The organism is Ruegeria sp. F5 (genome assembly GCF_056533845.1).
The window spans coordinates 398,294-413,286 of the sequence record NZ_JBQFOU010000001.1 but is presented as its reverse complement, the minus strand read 5'-3'; the positions used below and the strand labels follow the sequence as shown (position 1 = coordinate 413,286).

The window sequence follows — 14,993 nt, the reverse complement described above, 5'->3', positions numbered from 1 at the left end:
CCAGCCCAGTGTCAGGAGAACCCCTTGGACCGCATCGCCCGCACCATCGCCACCGAAATCAATGCGCGCCCCGAACAGGTCAGCGCGGCGGTCAATCTGCTGGATGACGGGGCCACCGTGCCCTTTGTCGCGCGCTACCGCAAAGAGGTTACGGGCGGGCTGGACGACACGCAGCTGCGCACCCTGTCCGAGCGGCTGGTCTACTTGCGAGAGCTCGAGGCGCGGCGCGAAGTGATTCGGAAATCCATCAGGGAACAGGGCAAGCTGACCGACGATCTGGTCAAATCCATCGCGCAGGCGGACACCAAGGCGCAGCTTGAGGATATCTATCTGCCCTACAAGCCCAAGCGCCGCACTAAGGCGATGATCGCGCGCGAAAACGGGCTGGAGCCGCTGGCAGACGCCATTCTCGGCGACCGCAACGCCGATCCCGAAGGCTTGGCGGCAGGCTATGTGTCTGATGCGGTTCCGACGGTGAAAGATGCCCTGAACGGGGCGCGGGACATTCTGACCGAACGTCTGACCGAAAACGCCGCCCTTCTGGGCGAGTTGCGCCAATTCATGCAGCGCGAAGCGGTGCTGAGCGCGCGGGTGATCGAGGGGAAAGAGAAGGAAGGCGCCAAGTTCAGCGATTACTTCGACCATTCCGAATTGTGGTCCGGTGTCCCGTCTCACCGGGTGCTGGCCATGCTGCGCGCATCGAAAGAGGGGATTGTGACGCTGGACATCGCGCCGGAACCGGATTTCGGCGCGGCGCGGGCCGAAAACATCGTGGCGGCCCATCTGCAGACGCGCGGCAGCGGGCCGGGGGATACATGGCTGCGCAAAGTGGCGGGCTGGACCTGGCGCGTGAAGCTGTCGCTGTCGATGATGGTCGAGTTGATGGCCGACCTGCGCAGCCGGGCGCAGGATGAGGCGATTCAGGTCTTCTCGCGCAACCTCAAGGACCTTTTGTTTGCGGCCCCGGCGGGCGCGCGGGCCACGCTGGGTCTGGACCCGGGTATCCGGACCGGGGTGAAGGCGGCTGTGGTCGATGCGACCGGCAAGCTGGTCGCGACGGATACGCTCTATCCGTTTCAGCCCAAAAACGACCTTCGCGGCGCGCAGGCGGCGATCCTGAACCTGATCTCGGCCCATGGCATCGAACTGATCGCCATCGGCAACGGTACCGCCAGCCGGGAAACCGAACGGATGGTCGCGGACACGCTGGGCCTGCTGCCCAAATCGGTCAAAGCGCCGACCAAGGTTGTGGTGTCCGAGGCGGGGGCCTCGGTGTACTCGGCTTCGGAACTGGCGGCGCGGGAATTTCCCGATCTTGACGTTTCGCTGCGCGGTGCGGTGTCGATTGCGCGCCGCCTGCAGGACCCGCTGGCGGAACTGGTCAAGATCGAGCCGAAATCCATCGGTGTCGGGCAGTATCAGCATGACGTGGATCAGCACCGCCTGTCGCAATCGCTGGACTCGGCGATTGAAGACGTGGTGAATGCCGTGGGCGTCGATCTGAACACCGCCTCGGCCCCGCTGCTGTCGCATGTATCGGGGCTTGGGCCGTCGCAGGCCGAGGCCATTGTTGCCCATCGCGATCTGAACGGGCCGTTCAGTTCCCGCAGCGATCTGCTGAACGTCGCACGGCTTGGTCCGCGTGCGTTCGAGCAATGCGCGGGCTTTCTGCGCATCCGCGACGGGGCCGAGCCGCTGGATGCCTCCTCGGTCCACCCCGAGGCCTATGACGTAGCGCGCCGCGTCGTTGCGGCCTGCGGGCGCGATATCCGGCAGATCATGGGCCATGACGGAGCGCTGAAGCGGCTGCGGGCCGAGCAGTTTGTCGATGACCGCTTCGGCCTGCCTACGGTGCGCGATATCTTTGCCGAGCTTGAAAAGCCCGGTCGCGATCCCCGGCCCAGCTTTGTAACAGCTTCATTCACCGACGGGGTCGAGGACATCACCGATCTGAAGCCGGGCATGAAACTGGAAGGCACGGTCACAAACGTTGCGGCCTTTGGCGCGTTTGTGGATATCGGCGTGCATCAGGACGGGCTGGTCCATGTCAGCCAACTGGCGGACCGCTTTATCAAAGACCCGCACGAGGTTGTCCGGACCGGGCAGGTTGTCAAGGTGCGGGTGGTCGAGGTGGATGTGCCCCGCAAACGGATTGGCCTGACCATGCGCAAGAACGGAGGGGCAAACCGCCGCAAACCCTGACGGATGCCGTTCGCCATAGCACCCTGTCATACCAGTGTTAAACCAATGCTGCATAGCAGCATTGACGCCGCAACGTTGGAACTTGACGTTCTACAGTGATACTTGCCGTCGGCATAACAGATCGCCATTAAGCAGCGGCACCTACGCGTCGCGGTATGACTAAAAAAGCGGGCAGGTTTCCGAAGCCGGGTAGACGAAGACATGCAATACAAGAACAAACCCTATGACCGCCTGGAAATCGGCGATACCGCCGAATTGCTGCGCAGTTGCTCGGTCGATGATTTCTATGTGTTTGCCAACAACTCCGGCAACCACAATCCGCTTCATCTGGCGACCGAAGATGGCGATGGCGACAATATCCCCGAGGCGGTCGCGCCCGCCATGTTTGTCGGCGCGCTGATTTCTGCCGTGCTGGGCAACATCCTGCCGGGGGCGGGCACGCTGTACAAATCCCAGAACCTTGAGTTTTACGCGCGCGCCTATGCGGGGGATGAGCTGCTGTCGAAAGTGACGGTCCTTGAAAAGCGACCGAACCGAGAGGTTCTGTTCGACACCAGCGTTTCGCGTGTCTCGGACGGGGCTGTCATTGTCAGCGGCCAGGCGGTTGTGATCGCACCGGAAAAGGAAATGGTTTTTGCCGAACTGGACCTGCCCGGTCTGGTCGTCAAGCGGCACCGCCATTTCGACGCCTTGCTTGAAAAGGCCCATGCGATGCCCGCGATGCCCACTGCGGTTGTCGCCCCGGAAGAGCCGAACTCGCTGGGCGGGGCGTTGCTGGCTGCACGCGAGACGATCATTCAGCCGATCCTGATCGGGGATCCGGACAAAATCACCTCGGCCGCAGACCAGATTGGCGCGTCGCTGGACGGGATTGAGGTCGTACCGGTAAGTGATCACTTCACGGCGGCGAATACGGCGGTGGATCTTGTCGCCGAAGGCCGCGCCAAGGCGTTGATGAAGGGACATCTGCACACGGACGAGCTGCTCAAGGCAGCGCTGAGGCGCGATAACGGGCTGCGGACCGGGCGGCGGTTCACTCATGTGTTCGTGATGGACGTTCCGGGCCACCCCCGACCCTTGCTGGTGACGGATGCCGCGATCAATATCGAACCGGATCTGGAAACCAAGATCGACATCACCCAGAACGCGATTGATCTGGCGCTGTCGCTGGGGATCGAAGAACCAAGGGCCGGGGTGCTGTCGGCGATCGAGACGGTGAACCCGGCAATCCGGTCCTCGGTCGATGCGGCTTTGCTGTCCAAAATGGCCGAGCGTGGTCAGATCAAAGGCGGGCTGGTGGATGGCCCCCTGGCGATGGACAACGCCGTCAGCCTGGCGGCTGCGCGCACCAAGGGGATCGTGTCGCCGGTCGCCGGTCAGACCGATATTCTGGTGGTGCCAAATCTGGACGCGGGCAACATGATGGCCAAGCAGTTGACGTTTATTGCAAATGCGGAAGGGGCCGGCGTGGTGATGGGCGCGAAGGTGCCAATCATCCTGACCAGCCGGGCGGATGATGACAAGGCGCGGCTTTCCTCCTGCGCGGTCGCCGCGCTGCACGCGGCGCGTCTGTCGGCAATGGCAGGAGGGATCAGATGACCCATGTCGTCACTTTGAATGCGGGATCGTCCTCGCTGAAATTCGGTCTGTTCGAGCTGGGCGAGCCTGACCCGGTTGAGGTCTGCGCCGGGGTCGTTGAACGGATTGGTGAGTCCGGGTCGACGCTTCACGCCACAACGGCGGACGGCAAGGCGGTTGCCAATGACGCCGCCGGAGACATACCGGACCACGCCGCCGCGCTGGACTGCGTGCTGGGCTTGCTGGATCGCGTCTTTCCCCACTGTAAGGTCGGTGCCGTGGGTCACCGCGTTGTTCACGGCGGACCGGATACCACAACCCCCTTGCCGCTGACCGCAACATCAATCGAGGCGCTGGACAAGCTGTCGCCGTTTGCGCCGCTGCATCAGCCCAATAACCTTGCAGGTGTTCGGGCGGCCATGCAGCGGTTTCCGAACGCAGCTCAGATCGCCTGTTTCGACACCGCGTTTCACCGCAACCACCCGTGGGAAAACGACGTTTTCGCCTTGCCCCGCGAGTATTACGACAAAGGTGTGCGGCGCTACGGGTTTCACGGGCTCAGCTACGAATACATCTCGGGCCATCTGGCGGAAACCGCCCCGTTCCTGCACGCGGGCCGGGTCGTTGTCGCGCATCTGGGCAATGGCGCGTCGATGTGTGCCATGATCGGTGGCCGGTCAGTGGGTTCGACCATGGGGTTTTCCGCGCTCGACGGTTTGCCGATGGGCACCCGTTGCGGGCAGCTTGATCCGGGCGTTCTGCTGTATCTGATGGATCAGGAGGGGATGAGCGCCGACGAAATCTCGGACCTGCTGTTCAGGAAATCCGGGCTGTTGGGTTTGTCGGGCCTGTCGAATGACATGCGCACGCTGGAACAGGCCGACACGAAAGAGGCCCGGCAGGCGATCAGCTACTTCACCTTCCGGCTTCGGCGGGAACTGGGGGCCATGACCGCCGTTTTGGGGGGGATAGACGCGCTGGTGTTTACCGGCGGTATTGGCGAGAACTCTCGTCTTGTCCGCGAACGGGTCTGCGCGGGAATGGGGTGGTTGGGTCTTGAGATCGACCCGAACGCCAATGCGGATAACGAACGGATCATCTCGACAAACCTGTCCCGCGTTGCCGTCATGGTGGTGCCCACCAATGAAGAACTGGTCATCGCCCGCGCCGCTGCCGATCTGATCGCTGTCCGGGCCCCCGAGTTTCGCAAGAAGGCGTAGGGAAACATCTGCCGTCGGACCGACGAGGATGCGCTATTGGTCGTCCCCACCGGTATAAGTCCAGCGATAGTGCGGCGGTGTCGGCCCCTTGTTGCGCCCGCCTTGCTGCATCTGCTCCCAGCCATGGGCGAGGATGCCGACCGAGCGGGACAGGCAGAACAACCCGCGCGCGAGGGGCGGCGCGAAGCCCAGTTCGGCGTAAATGACCGCCGTGGCCCCATCGATATTCATCGGAACGGGTTTGCCCTTGCGACGGGCCAGTTCAGCCTCAACGTCCAGCGCGATCTGGCGGTATCGACCGCCACAAGCCCCTTTGGCAACTGCATCCCCCACCAACTCCATCAGGCGCGGTGCTCGGGGGTCGGTGGGCGTGTGGAACCGATGGCCGAAGCCGGGCAGGATTTTCCCCTGCGCGGCGATCCATTCGTCCAGCGCGTTCGGCAGCCCCTCGGGGTGGTCTTCCACGAAGTGATACAGGCAAACCGCCTGTTCGCCCGCGCCGCCGTGGATGTCGCCCAGCATGTTCACCGCGCTAGCCATCGCGTTGTTCAGCGGCAGCCCGCAGGTTACGGCCATGCGGGCCGTCGCAATGGACGGAGCCTGCGGCCCGTGATCCACAGCGGCAACCAGTGCCGCCTCGAACAAAAGCGCTTGCGCGGGTGACGGGCGGTCGCCGCGCACCATCAGCCAGATCATCTCGGCAAAGCTGAGATTGCCGATCAGGTCCTGAATTGGGTGCCCGCGCAATTCGATCCGGCCGGGTTCCATGTCTATGATCGCGGTTTTCCACCAGTCGGACACATCGCTCATATCACGCCCTCCCGGCGCAGCGCATCGATCTCGGTATCGGTCAATCCAACCTCGGACCAGATGGTATGATTGTCCGCCCCGAGTTCCGGCGGTGCGGTTGCAGGCATCCGGCGTGTGCCATCCATGACTACCGGGCTGCCCGCCAGTTGCATATCCTCGCCCCGAACGCCGCCGAGTGTTCCGATCAGCCCCCGGTCTGCCAGTTGCGGATCAGACAGGGCCTCGGGCACGGTCAGAACCGGCCCGGTCGGCACACCCAGTGCGTTCAGGTCTCGAACCCAGTCGCGTGCCGGACGGGTGCGCAGTGTTTTTTCCAACTCGTCCCGCAGCGCGAGGCGGTTCCGCTTCCGGTCCTCGCGTGTTTCATAATCCGGGTGGTCCATCAGATCCTCGCGCCCAAGATGCCGGGCGAGGGCCTGCCACTGCTCGTCCCGATTGGCGGCGATGTTGATGGGGCTGTCGGCGGTGGCGAAAGTGCCGGACGGGGCCGAGGTAGTGTTTTCGTTGCCATGCGCGCCGGGGGTCACGCCACCGACCAGATAGTTCGAGACCACCCAACCCATGGTCGAGATCACGGCCTCGGACATGGCCACATCCAGAAACGCCCCGCGCGGATTTGCGTTCAACGCGGCGGCCACGGCAAAAGCGGCGGTCATCCCGCCGACCGTATCCGCCAGGGGATAGCCGACCCGGTAGGGGGCTGTGTCCGCTGCGCCGGTGATCGACATGACACCGCTGATGCCCTGCACGATTTGATCATAGGCCGGATCGTCCCGGCGCGGGCCGTCCTGCCCGAAACCACTGATGGCGCAGTAGATCAGGCGCGGGTTTTCGCTGCGCAGCACCTCATATCCCAGACCAAGACGGTCCATGACGCCCGGGCGGAAGTTTTCGACCAGCACATCCGCAGTCCGGGCCAGCCGTTTTAGAAGGTCCTTGCCCTGAACGGATTTCATATCCAGCGTGATCGATTTCTTATCCGCGTTCTGCGCGAGAAAGCTGATCCCCATCCCCGCCCTGTTTCGATCGGGATCTGCACCCAGAACGCGGGCAAGGTCGCCGCCGACAGGGCGTTCGACCTTGATCACCTCGGCCCCCATCAGGGCAAGCTGATAGCAACAATAGGGTCCGGCCAGAACGTTGGTCAGGTCCAGAACCCGTATGCCTGCCAGCGGCTCAGTCGCCATCCGCGACCCCTGCCGCCCGCGCCCGTGCGCGCCGCGCGCGATAGCTGGGCAGCAGCACCAGAAGGGCGGCGATCACCAGCAGGCCCAGCGTCATCGGGCGTTCCCAGATGAACGCGATGCCATCATAAAGCTGCATGGAGCGGGCGAAGTTGTCCTCCATCATGCCGCCTAGGATGAAGCCGATCAGCAGCGGTGCCAGCGGGTAGTCGGCGAATTTCAGCGCCGTGGCGCAGATGCCGAACGCGACCAGTATCAGCAACTCGGTGGCATTGTTCTGGCCGATATAGGCCCCCATCAGAGTGAAGAATAAAATGAATGGGATCAGATAGTTGCGCGGAACGGCCAGAACTTTGGCGATATAGGGGATCAGCGGCAGGTTCAGGATCAACAGGACCAGATTGCCGATGAACATCGACATGATCACGGCCCAGAATATCTGCGGGTCGTCGATCATCAGCCGCGGCCCCGGCGTGACGTTCAGCGCGATCAGCGCGCCCAGAAGGATGGCGGTTGTGCCGGACCCGGGAATGCCCAGCGTCAGCAGCGGCACGAACGAGCCGGTGCAGGCGGCGTTATTCGCCGTCTCAGGCGCGGCAAGGCCTTTGATCGAGCCTTTGCCAAATTCTTCCTGCTCCTCTTTTGGGGCGATGTTGCGTTCGACCGCATAGCCCAGGAAGCTGGCGATTGTGGCGCCCGCACCGGGCAGGACGCCTATGAAAAAGCCTTGTACGGACTGGCGGCCCACGACTGGGGCGATGGCCTTGGCCTCGTCCTTGGTGATGCGCAGGTCTTTGATTTCGCCATCATCGCCTTTCAGATCCTTGGGTTTCAGGACCAGAAACAGCGCCTCGGGCAGGGCGAACATCGCCATGGCGAGGGTGATGAAGCCAAAGCCCGATTGCAGATCCATGATGCCCATGGTGAAGCGGGGAAGGTTGAACAAAGCGCCTTCGCCGACAGTTGCCATGATCAGCCCGAGGACGGTCATGATCATCGCCTTGGCCACCTGACCGGACCCGGCAAAGGCGGCGATGGCCGACAGGCCGACGACCATCAGAGCAAAATACTCGGCGGAATGAAACAAAAGCGCGACCGAGGACAGGGCGGGCGCGAAGACCATCAGCAGCACAGCCCCCAGCGTGCCACCCGCGAAACTGGCGATGGCCGCGATGGTCAGCGCCTTGCCGGCCTTGCCTTGTCGCGCCATCGGATAGCCATCAAAGCTTGAAGCCACCGTGCCCGCGACCCCCGGCGCGTTGAGCAGGATGGAAGAGGTCGAGCCGCCGAAGATCGCGCCATAATACACCCCAGCCAAAAGAATCAGCGCGGCCGAGGGATCGCCCATGGAAATCGCGACCGGGATCATGATGGCGATGATCGACATCGGGCCGAGCCCCGGCAACATGCCGATGAATGTGCCGATCAGACAGCCGGCCACGACCATCAGCAGGTTCTGGATTGAGAATGCCGTTTGCAGGCCGATCAGAAGTCCTTCGAGCATGTCAGCCTCCGAAAATGCCCGGCAGAGGGCGCATGTAGATGCCAAGAACTTCCTGAACCAGATACCAGACGAACCCTGTTGCAATCAGGGCGACAGGCAGCATGATATGCCATTTGCGCTCGCCCAGAATAAACGAGCCGAGGATCAGGAAGGCCGAGGTTGAGATCAGGAACCCGACGGGGCGCAGGCACAGCGCGTAGACCACCATCAGCGCCAGCAGCATCAGCGCCTGACCCAGATGGTACTCCCCAAGCCGCCGGTAATCGATGTCCGCCTCTTTTGGTTCCGATTTCTCGAACCCCAGCAGGATGATGGCGCAGGCGATGATGCCCAGAACCGACAGTACTTTGGGAAAGGTGCTTGGCCAGATGGGGTTGCGCTGCATGAAAGGGGGCAGGCTGCCATCCATCGTGAACCAGGCTGCGTAGCCATAAGTCAGGCAAACTCCCAGCAAGACAAGCGCGATCCAGCGATCCAACGCCATGGTATCCCCTCCCTTATGTGTTATATAAGTGTGGCAGAGCGGCGGACCGCTCTGCCGTGGGTGGTGCTTACAGGAAGCCCAGCTTCTTCATCAGATCGCTGATTTGCTGTTCCTGCTGCTCGAGGAAGGTTGAGAAATCGTCGCCCGAGTTGTGGATGTTCACCCAACCGTTGCGTGCGCGAACCTCTTCCCATTCGGGGGTGTCGTACATCTTGGCGATGGCATCCTGATAGGCGGCCAGCTTGTCTTCGGGCAGGCCGGGTGCCGCAAAGAACCCGCGCCAGTTGACGAAGGTGGTATCGATGCCCTGTTCCTTCATGGTCTGCGCATCGGGGGCTGCATCCACACGCTCATCCGAGGTTACGCCGATGATCTTGACTTCGCCCGCGTTGGCCAGATCGACCGCTTCCGAGAAACCGGTGGACAGGGCTGCGATCTCACCCGACAGCAGGGCTGCCATGGCCTTGCCGCCTGCGTCATAGGGGATGTACTTGACGCCAAGCGCGTCCTTGCCAGCCGCTTCCATCACCATGGCCGCAACCAGATGGTCCATGCCGCCCGGCACTGAACCGCCACCGATCGCCGTGGCGCCCGGATCGGCATCATAAGCGGCCAGCAGATCCTCCATCGAGTTGATCGGGCTGTCTTTGCCCACAACCAGCGCCGCATAGTCACCGATGGTGCCCGAAACCAGCGTCAGGTCGCGGAAGTTATGCGGGAACACACCAGTCAGCGAGCGGATCACGATGGGGGTCGAGTTGACCATCAGCGTGCCATGGTTGCTGTCTGCGTTTTCGATCAGAAAGCCGATGGCCTTGCCGCCGCCTCCGCCGGACATGTTCTCGTAGGACGCGGTGCCCACAAGACCGGCCTTGGTCAGCGCCTCGCCCGTGCCGCGGGCGGTGCCATCCCAACCGCCGCCTGCGCCGCCGGGGATCAGAAAGTGGATGCTGTCCACGACCTCATGGCCGTCGGCCAACGCGGGTCCGGTCAGGCCCATTGCAGCCACGGCTGCGATCAGGGCGCGGCGGCCCAGTTTGAATGTCGTCATGTTTTCCTCCCATTTGACAACCGGCCGCAGGGCGGCTCAGATTATGCTGAACCAAAACACATCAACCTGACATCAACCTGTCACGCGCGAAAAAACTGCTGGGACGCGATGAAATTTCTGCTGGTCGAAGACAATCAGGACCTCGCGAATGCGATCAGCTCACGCATGCGGCTGGACGGCCATGTGGTTGATCATGCGGCGAAATTAGAGGATGCGACGGCCTTTGTGGAAACCGGCGAATATGATCTGATCCTGCTGGACATCATGCTGCCCGATGGCGACGGGCGCGACTTCCTCAAACGTCATCGAGCTAGTCATCTGGACACGCCCGTCATCGTTCTGACCGCGCGCAGCCAGGTGTCGGATCGAATCGGCTCGCTTGATCTGGGGGCGGATGACTACGTCACTAAACCCTTCGATCATGCCGAGCTTGAGGCCCGCTGCCGCGCCGTTTTGCGCCGCCAGTCAGGTATCTCGAAATCGACGATTGAAATTGGCGGCATCGTCTTTGATCCGGTGGCCGGTCATCTGACGGTTGGCGGGAGTGCCGTGCCGCTCAGAAACCGGGAACTGCGCCTGCTGGAACTGTTCATCAACGCCCCCGGTCAGGTGTTTTCCAAACAGAAACTGGCCGACCGGCTGTTTTCCTATGACGACGATGTTTCGGACAATGCGATCGAGGTCTATGTGGGCCGCCTGCGCAAACATCTTGAAAACTCCGACCTGAAAATCACCACCCTGCGCGGGCTTGGCTACAGGCTGGATCATGGCGGCTAGTCCAACCGTATCGGGATCGCTAAGAAACCGTCTGGTGCTGACCCTGATCGGCGGGGCGGCGATTCTTGCGCTGCTGCTGTTCTTTGCGGTCCGCAACTACGCCGCCCAGGTCGCGCAGCAGGGGCAGGACAACATTCTGGGTGCGTCGGTGACCTCGATCCTGGACGCGGCTGCCCTGCGGGACGGAGAGCTTGAGGTCGACATTCCCTATGCGGCGTTTTCGATGCTGACTACCCCGGCGGATGACCGGGTGTTCTACGCCATTTTTCAGGACGGAGAGTTCCTGTCCGGCTATCAGGATTTGCCGCTGACCCAGGTGGCCGCAGATGGCAGATGGACCTTCCGGTCCGGCGAGGTGCGCGGCGAAAACGTCCGTCAGGTCAGCGCCAGCCGGACTTTGGTGGGGCTGGGCCGACAGACCGAGATTGAGGTGGCGCTGGGGCAGACACAGGATGCTCTGGCCGAGACGCTGGACCAGATCTCGCGCAATGCGGCGCTGCTGGGGCTGGGGTTCTTTGCTCTGGCGGCCGGGCTGTCCTTTTGGGCGACTTCATCGACCATCGGTCAGCTCAACAAGCTGACCAACTCGGTCACACGCCGCGGGCCGCAGGACCTGAGCCCGTTCCGAAAACCGGTGCCGCGCGAGATGGCACCGCTGGTCACATCGCTGAACTCGCTGATGGGGCGGTTGGACCAATCGCTGAGCCAGTCCGAGGATTTCATTGCCGAGGCCGCGCATCGGGTGCGAACGCCCCTGGCAACGGTCCGGTCCTATGCCGATGCCACCCTGCACCGGGTCGAAAAGGAAGAAAACCGCGAGGCTTTGCGTTCCATGGTCCGGGCCATCGACGAAAGCTCGCGTGCGGCGGGGCAGTTGCTGGATCACGCGATGATCACCTTCCGGGCCGACCATCTGGTGCGCGAGGATATCGATCTGGTCGCCCTGATCCGCGAGCTTGTGCAACGGCTGACCCCGATTGCCGAGATGAAAGACCTGTCGCTGTCGTTGGCAGGCGATGCCGAACTGACCTATTCCGGCGATCCGATCCTGATCCAGAACGCGGTGCGCAACATGATCGACAACGCGCTGAAATACGCGCCTGCCGACAGTACCGTCGTCATTAATGTGACTGCTGGTCCTGACGTTCGGATCAAGGTCATCGATCAGGGCCCCGGTTTTCCTGCGGATGAGATCGAAACGCTGACGCGGCGGTTCGAACGGGGCCAGAACGCAACCGGCACCATCGGCTCGGGTCTGGGGCTGACCATCGCGCAGGATGTTGCAACGGCGCATGGCGGCTCGCTTGTGTTGACCAACCAACCGGAGGGCGGCGCATGCGTTATCTTATCGTTCTGATCCTGTGCCTGTTGCCCGCCGGTATTTGGGCCAATGAATGGGAAGATCAGCGGGTTTTCAACACGGACGGCGAAGGCGCGCGCCTGCGCGTTGTCTCCAGCACCGACACTGCCTTGTTCGCGCCGATTATCGAGGATTTCGTGGCCGAGAACCCCTCGATCTCGGTCGAATATCTTGTGACCGGCACCGCAGATATCGACAGGCTTGTCCGGGCGACGCCCGATGCATTCGATATCGTCATCTCCAGCGCCATGGACTTGCAACTGAAACTGGCCAATGACGGGTTCGCCCTGCCGGTCGAAGATGTTTCCCTTCCGCCCTGGGCCCAATGGCATGACCGCCTGTTTGCGTTCACGTCGGAACCCGCGACAATCGTGGTCAATCGCGACGCATTTGCAGGTGGGCCGATCCCGCAGACGCGGCAGGACCTGATCGAAATCCTGCGCGCCCGGCCCGAGGACTTCCGCGGCAAGGTCGGGACCTACGACATCCGCCAATCTGGTCTAGGCTATCTGTTCGCCACCCAGGACGCCCGCGCGTCTGAGACCTATTGGCGGCTGATGGAGGTTTTGGGCGGCCTTGATGTGCGCCTGTATTGCTGTTCTGCCAATATGATCAACGATCTGGCCGATGGGAAGATCGCCGTCGCGTACAATGTGCTTGGCAGCTATGCCGCTGTTCGGACCGAAGGCAAGGACATGCTGGAAATCATTCTGCCTTCGGACTTTCAAACGACCATGATGCGCACGGCAATGGTTCTTAAAGATGCACAGGACCCAAAATCCGCCGCGATGTTCGTGCGTCACCTGATCGAGCAAAACAGCGCGCCCTCAGGCAAGGGGTTCGCGCTGCCCCAGCTGATATCCGGCACAGAAACAGACGAGCGTGCGGCCATATCGCTGGACCCGGCGTTGCTGACCTATCTGGACCGGTTGAAGCGCAAGAAATTCCTGTCGGAATGGGAAAACGCCGTCATTCAACGCTAGAAGTTGCCGTGGCCTGTTGGGCATCCGCAAGCGCCTGCGGCAGGCCATCGCTCCACTTCCGAAGCTCTTCCAGAAATCCCAGCGCGGTGCGCCCGAAATCGGTGATCGAGTATTGCACGGACACGGGCGCGGTATCCATCACCTGCCGGTGGACAAGGCCCTGCGCTTCAAGCTGCCTCAGACGTTCCGAGATCATCTTTTTGCTGGCACCGCCGATCATCCGGGACAAATCGTTGAACCGAACCGGTTCGTCCCGCAGATGCCACAGGATCGAGCCCGTCCATTTGCCGCCGATAATCCGCATGCCGCGTTCGATGGCGCAGGGCTCGGAGCAGGCGTCGGCCACGGTGCGGCGGCCCTTGGCATCCTCTTCGATCTTTGCATGCATGGCGCGGTTCCGTTCGATTTCTATAGGTTACAAAAAGTAAACTGGTTGCATTTCATTCCCGCCACCCACAACTTCGGCTCGTGCCCCCTGCAAGTCAAGGGGGCGGCTTCAATCTTGAGGATATGGAAATGAGCAACATCCTGATTGTAAACGGCACGCAACCTTACGACATTGCGCCCGGGCGGCTGAATGCCAGCCTGACCGAACGGGCCCGCGCCCAGCTTTCCGGGCAGGGGCATAGGGTTCGGGTCACCGCCGTTGCGGACGGTTACGACGCAAATGCCGAAATTGACGCCCATCTTTGGGCGGATGTGGTCATCATGCAGTTTCCGGTGAACTGGATGGGTGTGCCATGGGTGTTCAAGAAGTACATTGACGAGGTCTATACGGCCGGAATAGATGGCCGGTTGGCGGTTGGGGATGGTCGGACATCGGATGCCCCGAAATCCAACCATGGGATGGGGGGTGCTCTGAACGGCAAGACATACATGCTGGCGGTCACGTTCAACGCGCCGAGTGAGGCGTTTGACGACCAGGCAGAGCCGTTCTTTGCCGGTGGTAGCGTCGATGATTTGCTCAGGCCGATGCACCTGAACGGCAAGTTTCTGGGCATGCAGCCGCTGCCGACATTTGCCGCGTTTGATGTGATGAAGAACCCGACGATCGAAGCCGATTTCCTGCGCTTCGACGCACATCTCAAAACCCTGTTTGCCGAGGTCGAAAATGTCCCGGCCTGATATCCATCTTTACACCGCCGGAACTATGAACGGCTACAAACCGGTTATATTCCTTGAGGAGGCTGGCGTTCCCTACGACCTGACCCATATCAACTTTTCCAAACAGGAACAGAAGACGCCGGACTATCTGGCGCTGAACCCCAATGGCAAGATCCCGACGATCTACGACCGGGCCGAAGGTCGGGCGATCTTTGAAAGCGGTGCGATCCTGTGGCATCTGGCGGAAAAATATGGGAAATTCCTGCCATCCGACCCGGTTAAACGGTCCGAAGTTCTGCAATGGCTGTTCTTTCAGGTCGGCCATGTCGGCCCGATGATGGGGCAGGCGATGTATTTCCAGCATATCGCAGCCCCGAACGGGCATGAGGAACCGTTTTCGATCCGCCGCTACGTCGACGAAAGCCGCCGTCTGCTGGAGGTCATGAACGCCCGGCTGGACGGGCGAGACTGGATTGCCGCCGAGGAATACACCATCGCCGACATGATGCTGTACCCATGGGCGCGCGCCTATGTCTGGGCGCGGGTCGAGGTTGACGACCTGCCGCATCTGAAAGCGTGGTTCGACCGGATCGATGCCCGGCCCGCTGTCCGAAAGGCGCTGACGATTCCCAAAGCCAATCCGCAATTTTGGGACAAGAATGCAGATGCCGGCGCCTTTGCCAAAGAAAACGCCGCCCGGTTTGCGGGCGACGTCAGGAAAGACTGAACCTGGGAA

The 14,993-nt window shown here is 61.8% G+C and carries 14 protein-coding genes; 8 read left to right on the top strand and 6 right to left on the bottom strand.

From position 1 onward, the window contains the following. The first annotated feature begins 24 nt into the window (after positions 1-24). From ACR0K1_RS01765 to ACR0K1_RS01755, 3 genes are all read left to right on the top strand, one after another. On the top strand, positions 25-2,202 hold the full coding sequence (locus ACR0K1_RS01765) for a Tex family protein (RefSeq protein ID WP_480848413.1): 2,178 nt from the start codon (positions 25-27) through the stop codon (positions 2,200-2,202). A 201-nt stretch (positions 2,203-2,403) separates the two neighbouring features. Next, on the top strand, positions 2,404-3,801 hold the full coding sequence (locus tag ACR0K1_RS01760) for a bifunctional enoyl-CoA hydratase/phosphate acetyltransferase (RefSeq protein ID WP_480848411.1): 1,398 nt from the start codon (positions 2,404-2,406) through the stop codon (positions 3,799-3,801). Beyond that, entirely contained in the window at positions 3,798-5,000 is a 1,203-nt protein-coding gene (locus ACR0K1_RS01755; protein WP_480848409.1) for an acetate/propionate family kinase, read from the top strand. Before ACR0K1_RS01760 ends, ACR0K1_RS01755 begins: the two co-directional genes overlap by 4 nt. A gap of 33 nt (positions 5,001-5,033) precedes the next feature. Here the strand turns inward: ACR0K1_RS01755 and ACR0K1_RS01750 are convergent, their stop codons facing one another. From ACR0K1_RS01750 to ACR0K1_RS01730, 5 genes are all read right to left on the bottom strand, one after another. Beyond that, on the bottom strand, positions 5,034-5,810 hold the full coding sequence (locus ACR0K1_RS01750) for a citryl-CoA lyase (RefSeq protein ID WP_480848407.1): 777 nt from the start codon (positions 5,808-5,810) through the stop codon (positions 5,034-5,036). Next, positions 5,807-6,997: a CaiB/BaiF CoA transferase family protein gene (locus ACR0K1_RS01745; RefSeq protein ID WP_480848405.1), complete on the bottom strand. Its 1,191-nt coding sequence runs from the start codon at positions 6,995-6,997 to the stop codon at positions 5,807-5,809. The genes ACR0K1_RS01750 and ACR0K1_RS01745 overlap by 4 nt, the downstream gene beginning before the upstream one ends. Next, positions 6,987-8,498: a tripartite tricarboxylate transporter permease gene (locus ACR0K1_RS01740; RefSeq protein ID WP_480848403.1), complete on the bottom strand. Its 1,512-nt coding sequence runs from the start codon at positions 8,496-8,498 to the stop codon at positions 6,987-6,989. Before ACR0K1_RS01740 ends, ACR0K1_RS01745 begins: the two co-directional genes overlap by 11 nt. 1 nt (position 8,499) lies before the next feature. Then, positions 8,500-8,982: a tripartite tricarboxylate transporter TctB family protein gene (locus tag ACR0K1_RS01735; RefSeq protein WP_480848401.1), complete on the bottom strand. Its 483-nt coding sequence runs from the start codon at positions 8,980-8,982 to the stop codon at positions 8,500-8,502. A 67-nt stretch (positions 8,983-9,049) separates the two neighbouring features. Beyond that, entirely contained in the window at positions 9,050-10,033 is a 984-nt protein-coding gene (locus tag ACR0K1_RS01730) for a Bug family tripartite tricarboxylate transporter substrate binding protein (RefSeq protein WP_480611456.1), read from the bottom strand. A 108-nt stretch (positions 10,034-10,141) separates the two neighbouring features. Between ACR0K1_RS01730 and ACR0K1_RS01725 the strand changes: the two genes are divergently transcribed. The 3 genes from ACR0K1_RS01725 to ACR0K1_RS01715 are packed head-to-tail and all read left to right on the top strand — an operon-like array spanning position 10,142 to position 13,153. Then, complete coding sequence (locus ACR0K1_RS01725; RefSeq protein ID WP_480848398.1) at positions 10,142-10,810, top strand: response regulator transcription factor; 669 nt, start codon at positions 10,142-10,144, stop codon at positions 10,808-10,810. Next, the gene (locus ACR0K1_RS01720; protein WP_480848396.1) at positions 10,800-12,167 is read left to right on the top strand and encodes a sensor histidine kinase; all 1,368 of its coding nucleotides are present in this window, start codon (positions 10,800-10,802) and stop codon (positions 12,165-12,167) included. The genes ACR0K1_RS01725 and ACR0K1_RS01720 overlap by 11 nt, the downstream gene beginning before the upstream one ends. Next, on the top strand, positions 12,146-13,153 hold the full coding sequence (locus tag ACR0K1_RS01715) for an ABC transporter substrate-binding protein (RefSeq protein ID WP_480848394.1): 1,008 nt from the start codon (positions 12,146-12,148) through the stop codon (positions 13,151-13,153). Before ACR0K1_RS01720 ends, ACR0K1_RS01715 begins: the two co-directional genes overlap by 22 nt. On the opposite strand, the gene ACR0K1_RS01710 is transcribed toward ACR0K1_RS01715, so the two are convergent. Next, a complete protein-coding gene (locus ACR0K1_RS01710; RefSeq protein ID WP_480848392.1) occupies positions 13,140-13,541 on the bottom strand; it encodes a winged helix-turn-helix transcriptional regulator in 402 nt (133 codons plus the stop codon). The two genes, ACR0K1_RS01715 and ACR0K1_RS01710, sit on opposite strands and share 14 nt — an antisense overlap. 128 nt (positions 13,542-13,669) lie before the next feature. Here ACR0K1_RS01710 and ACR0K1_RS01705 point away from each other — a divergent pair, with 128 nt between their 5' ends. After that, positions 13,670-14,278 carry an NAD(P)H-dependent oxidoreductase gene (locus ACR0K1_RS01705; protein ID WP_480848390.1) on the top strand — a complete coding sequence of 203 codons (609 nt, stop codon included), beginning with the start codon at positions 13,670-13,672 and terminating at the stop codon, positions 14,276-14,278. Further along, the gene (locus ACR0K1_RS01700) at positions 14,265-14,984 is read left to right on the top strand and encodes a glutathione S-transferase family protein (RefSeq protein WP_480848388.1); all 720 of its coding nucleotides are present in this window, start codon (positions 14,265-14,267) and stop codon (positions 14,982-14,984) included. The genes ACR0K1_RS01705 and ACR0K1_RS01700 overlap by 14 nt, the downstream gene beginning before the upstream one ends. Positions 14,985-14,993: the final 9 nt, after the last annotated feature.

What these genes read in the sequence shown, in the direction of transcription:
- ACR0K1_RS01700 (WP_480848388.1), top strand. Translation starts at nt 14,265, where the DNA reads ATGTCCCGGCCTGATATCCATCTTTACACCGCCGGAACTATGAACGGC.
- ACR0K1_RS01710 (WP_480848392.1), bottom strand. Translation starts at nt 13,541, where the DNA reads ATGCATGCAAAGATCGAAGAGGATGCCAAGGGCCGCCGCACCGTGGCC.
- ACR0K1_RS01735 (WP_480848401.1), bottom strand. Translation starts at nt 8,982, where the DNA reads ATGGCGTTGGATCGCTGGATCGCGCTTGTCTTGCTGGGAGTTTGCCTG.
- ACR0K1_RS01750 (WP_480848407.1), bottom strand. Translation starts at nt 5,810, where the DNA reads ATGAGCGATGTGTCCGACTGGTGGAAAACCGCGATCATAGACATGGAA.
- ACR0K1_RS01705 (WP_480848390.1), top strand. Translation starts at nt 13,670, where the DNA reads ATGAGCAACATCCTGATTGTAAACGGCACGCAACCTTACGACATTGCG.
- ACR0K1_RS01715 (WP_480848394.1), top strand. Translation starts at nt 12,146, where the DNA reads ATGCGTTATCTTATCGTTCTGATCCTGTGCCTGTTGCCCGCCGGTATT.
- ACR0K1_RS01730 (WP_480611456.1), bottom strand. Translation starts at nt 10,033, where the DNA reads ATGACGACATTCAAACTGGGCCGCCGCGCCCTGATCGCAGCCGTGGCT.
- ACR0K1_RS01755 (WP_480848409.1), top strand. Translation starts at nt 3,798, where the DNA reads ATGACCCATGTCGTCACTTTGAATGCGGGATCGTCCTCGCTGAAATTC.
- ACR0K1_RS01720 (WP_480848396.1), top strand. Translation starts at nt 10,800, where the DNA reads ATGGCGGCTAGTCCAACCGTATCGGGATCGCTAAGAAACCGTCTGGTG.
- ACR0K1_RS01745 (WP_480848405.1), bottom strand. Translation starts at nt 6,997, where the DNA reads ATGGCGACTGAGCCGCTGGCAGGCATACGGGTTCTGGACCTGACCAAC.
- ACR0K1_RS01725 (WP_480848398.1), top strand. Translation starts at nt 10,142, where the DNA reads ATGAAATTTCTGCTGGTCGAAGACAATCAGGACCTCGCGAATGCGATC.
- ACR0K1_RS01760 (WP_480848411.1), top strand. Translation starts at nt 2,404, where the DNA reads ATGCAATACAAGAACAAACCCTATGACCGCCTGGAAATCGGCGATACC.
- ACR0K1_RS01740 (WP_480848403.1), bottom strand. Translation starts at nt 8,498, where the DNA reads ATGCTCGAAGGACTTCTGATCGGCCTGCAAACGGCATTCTCAATCCAG.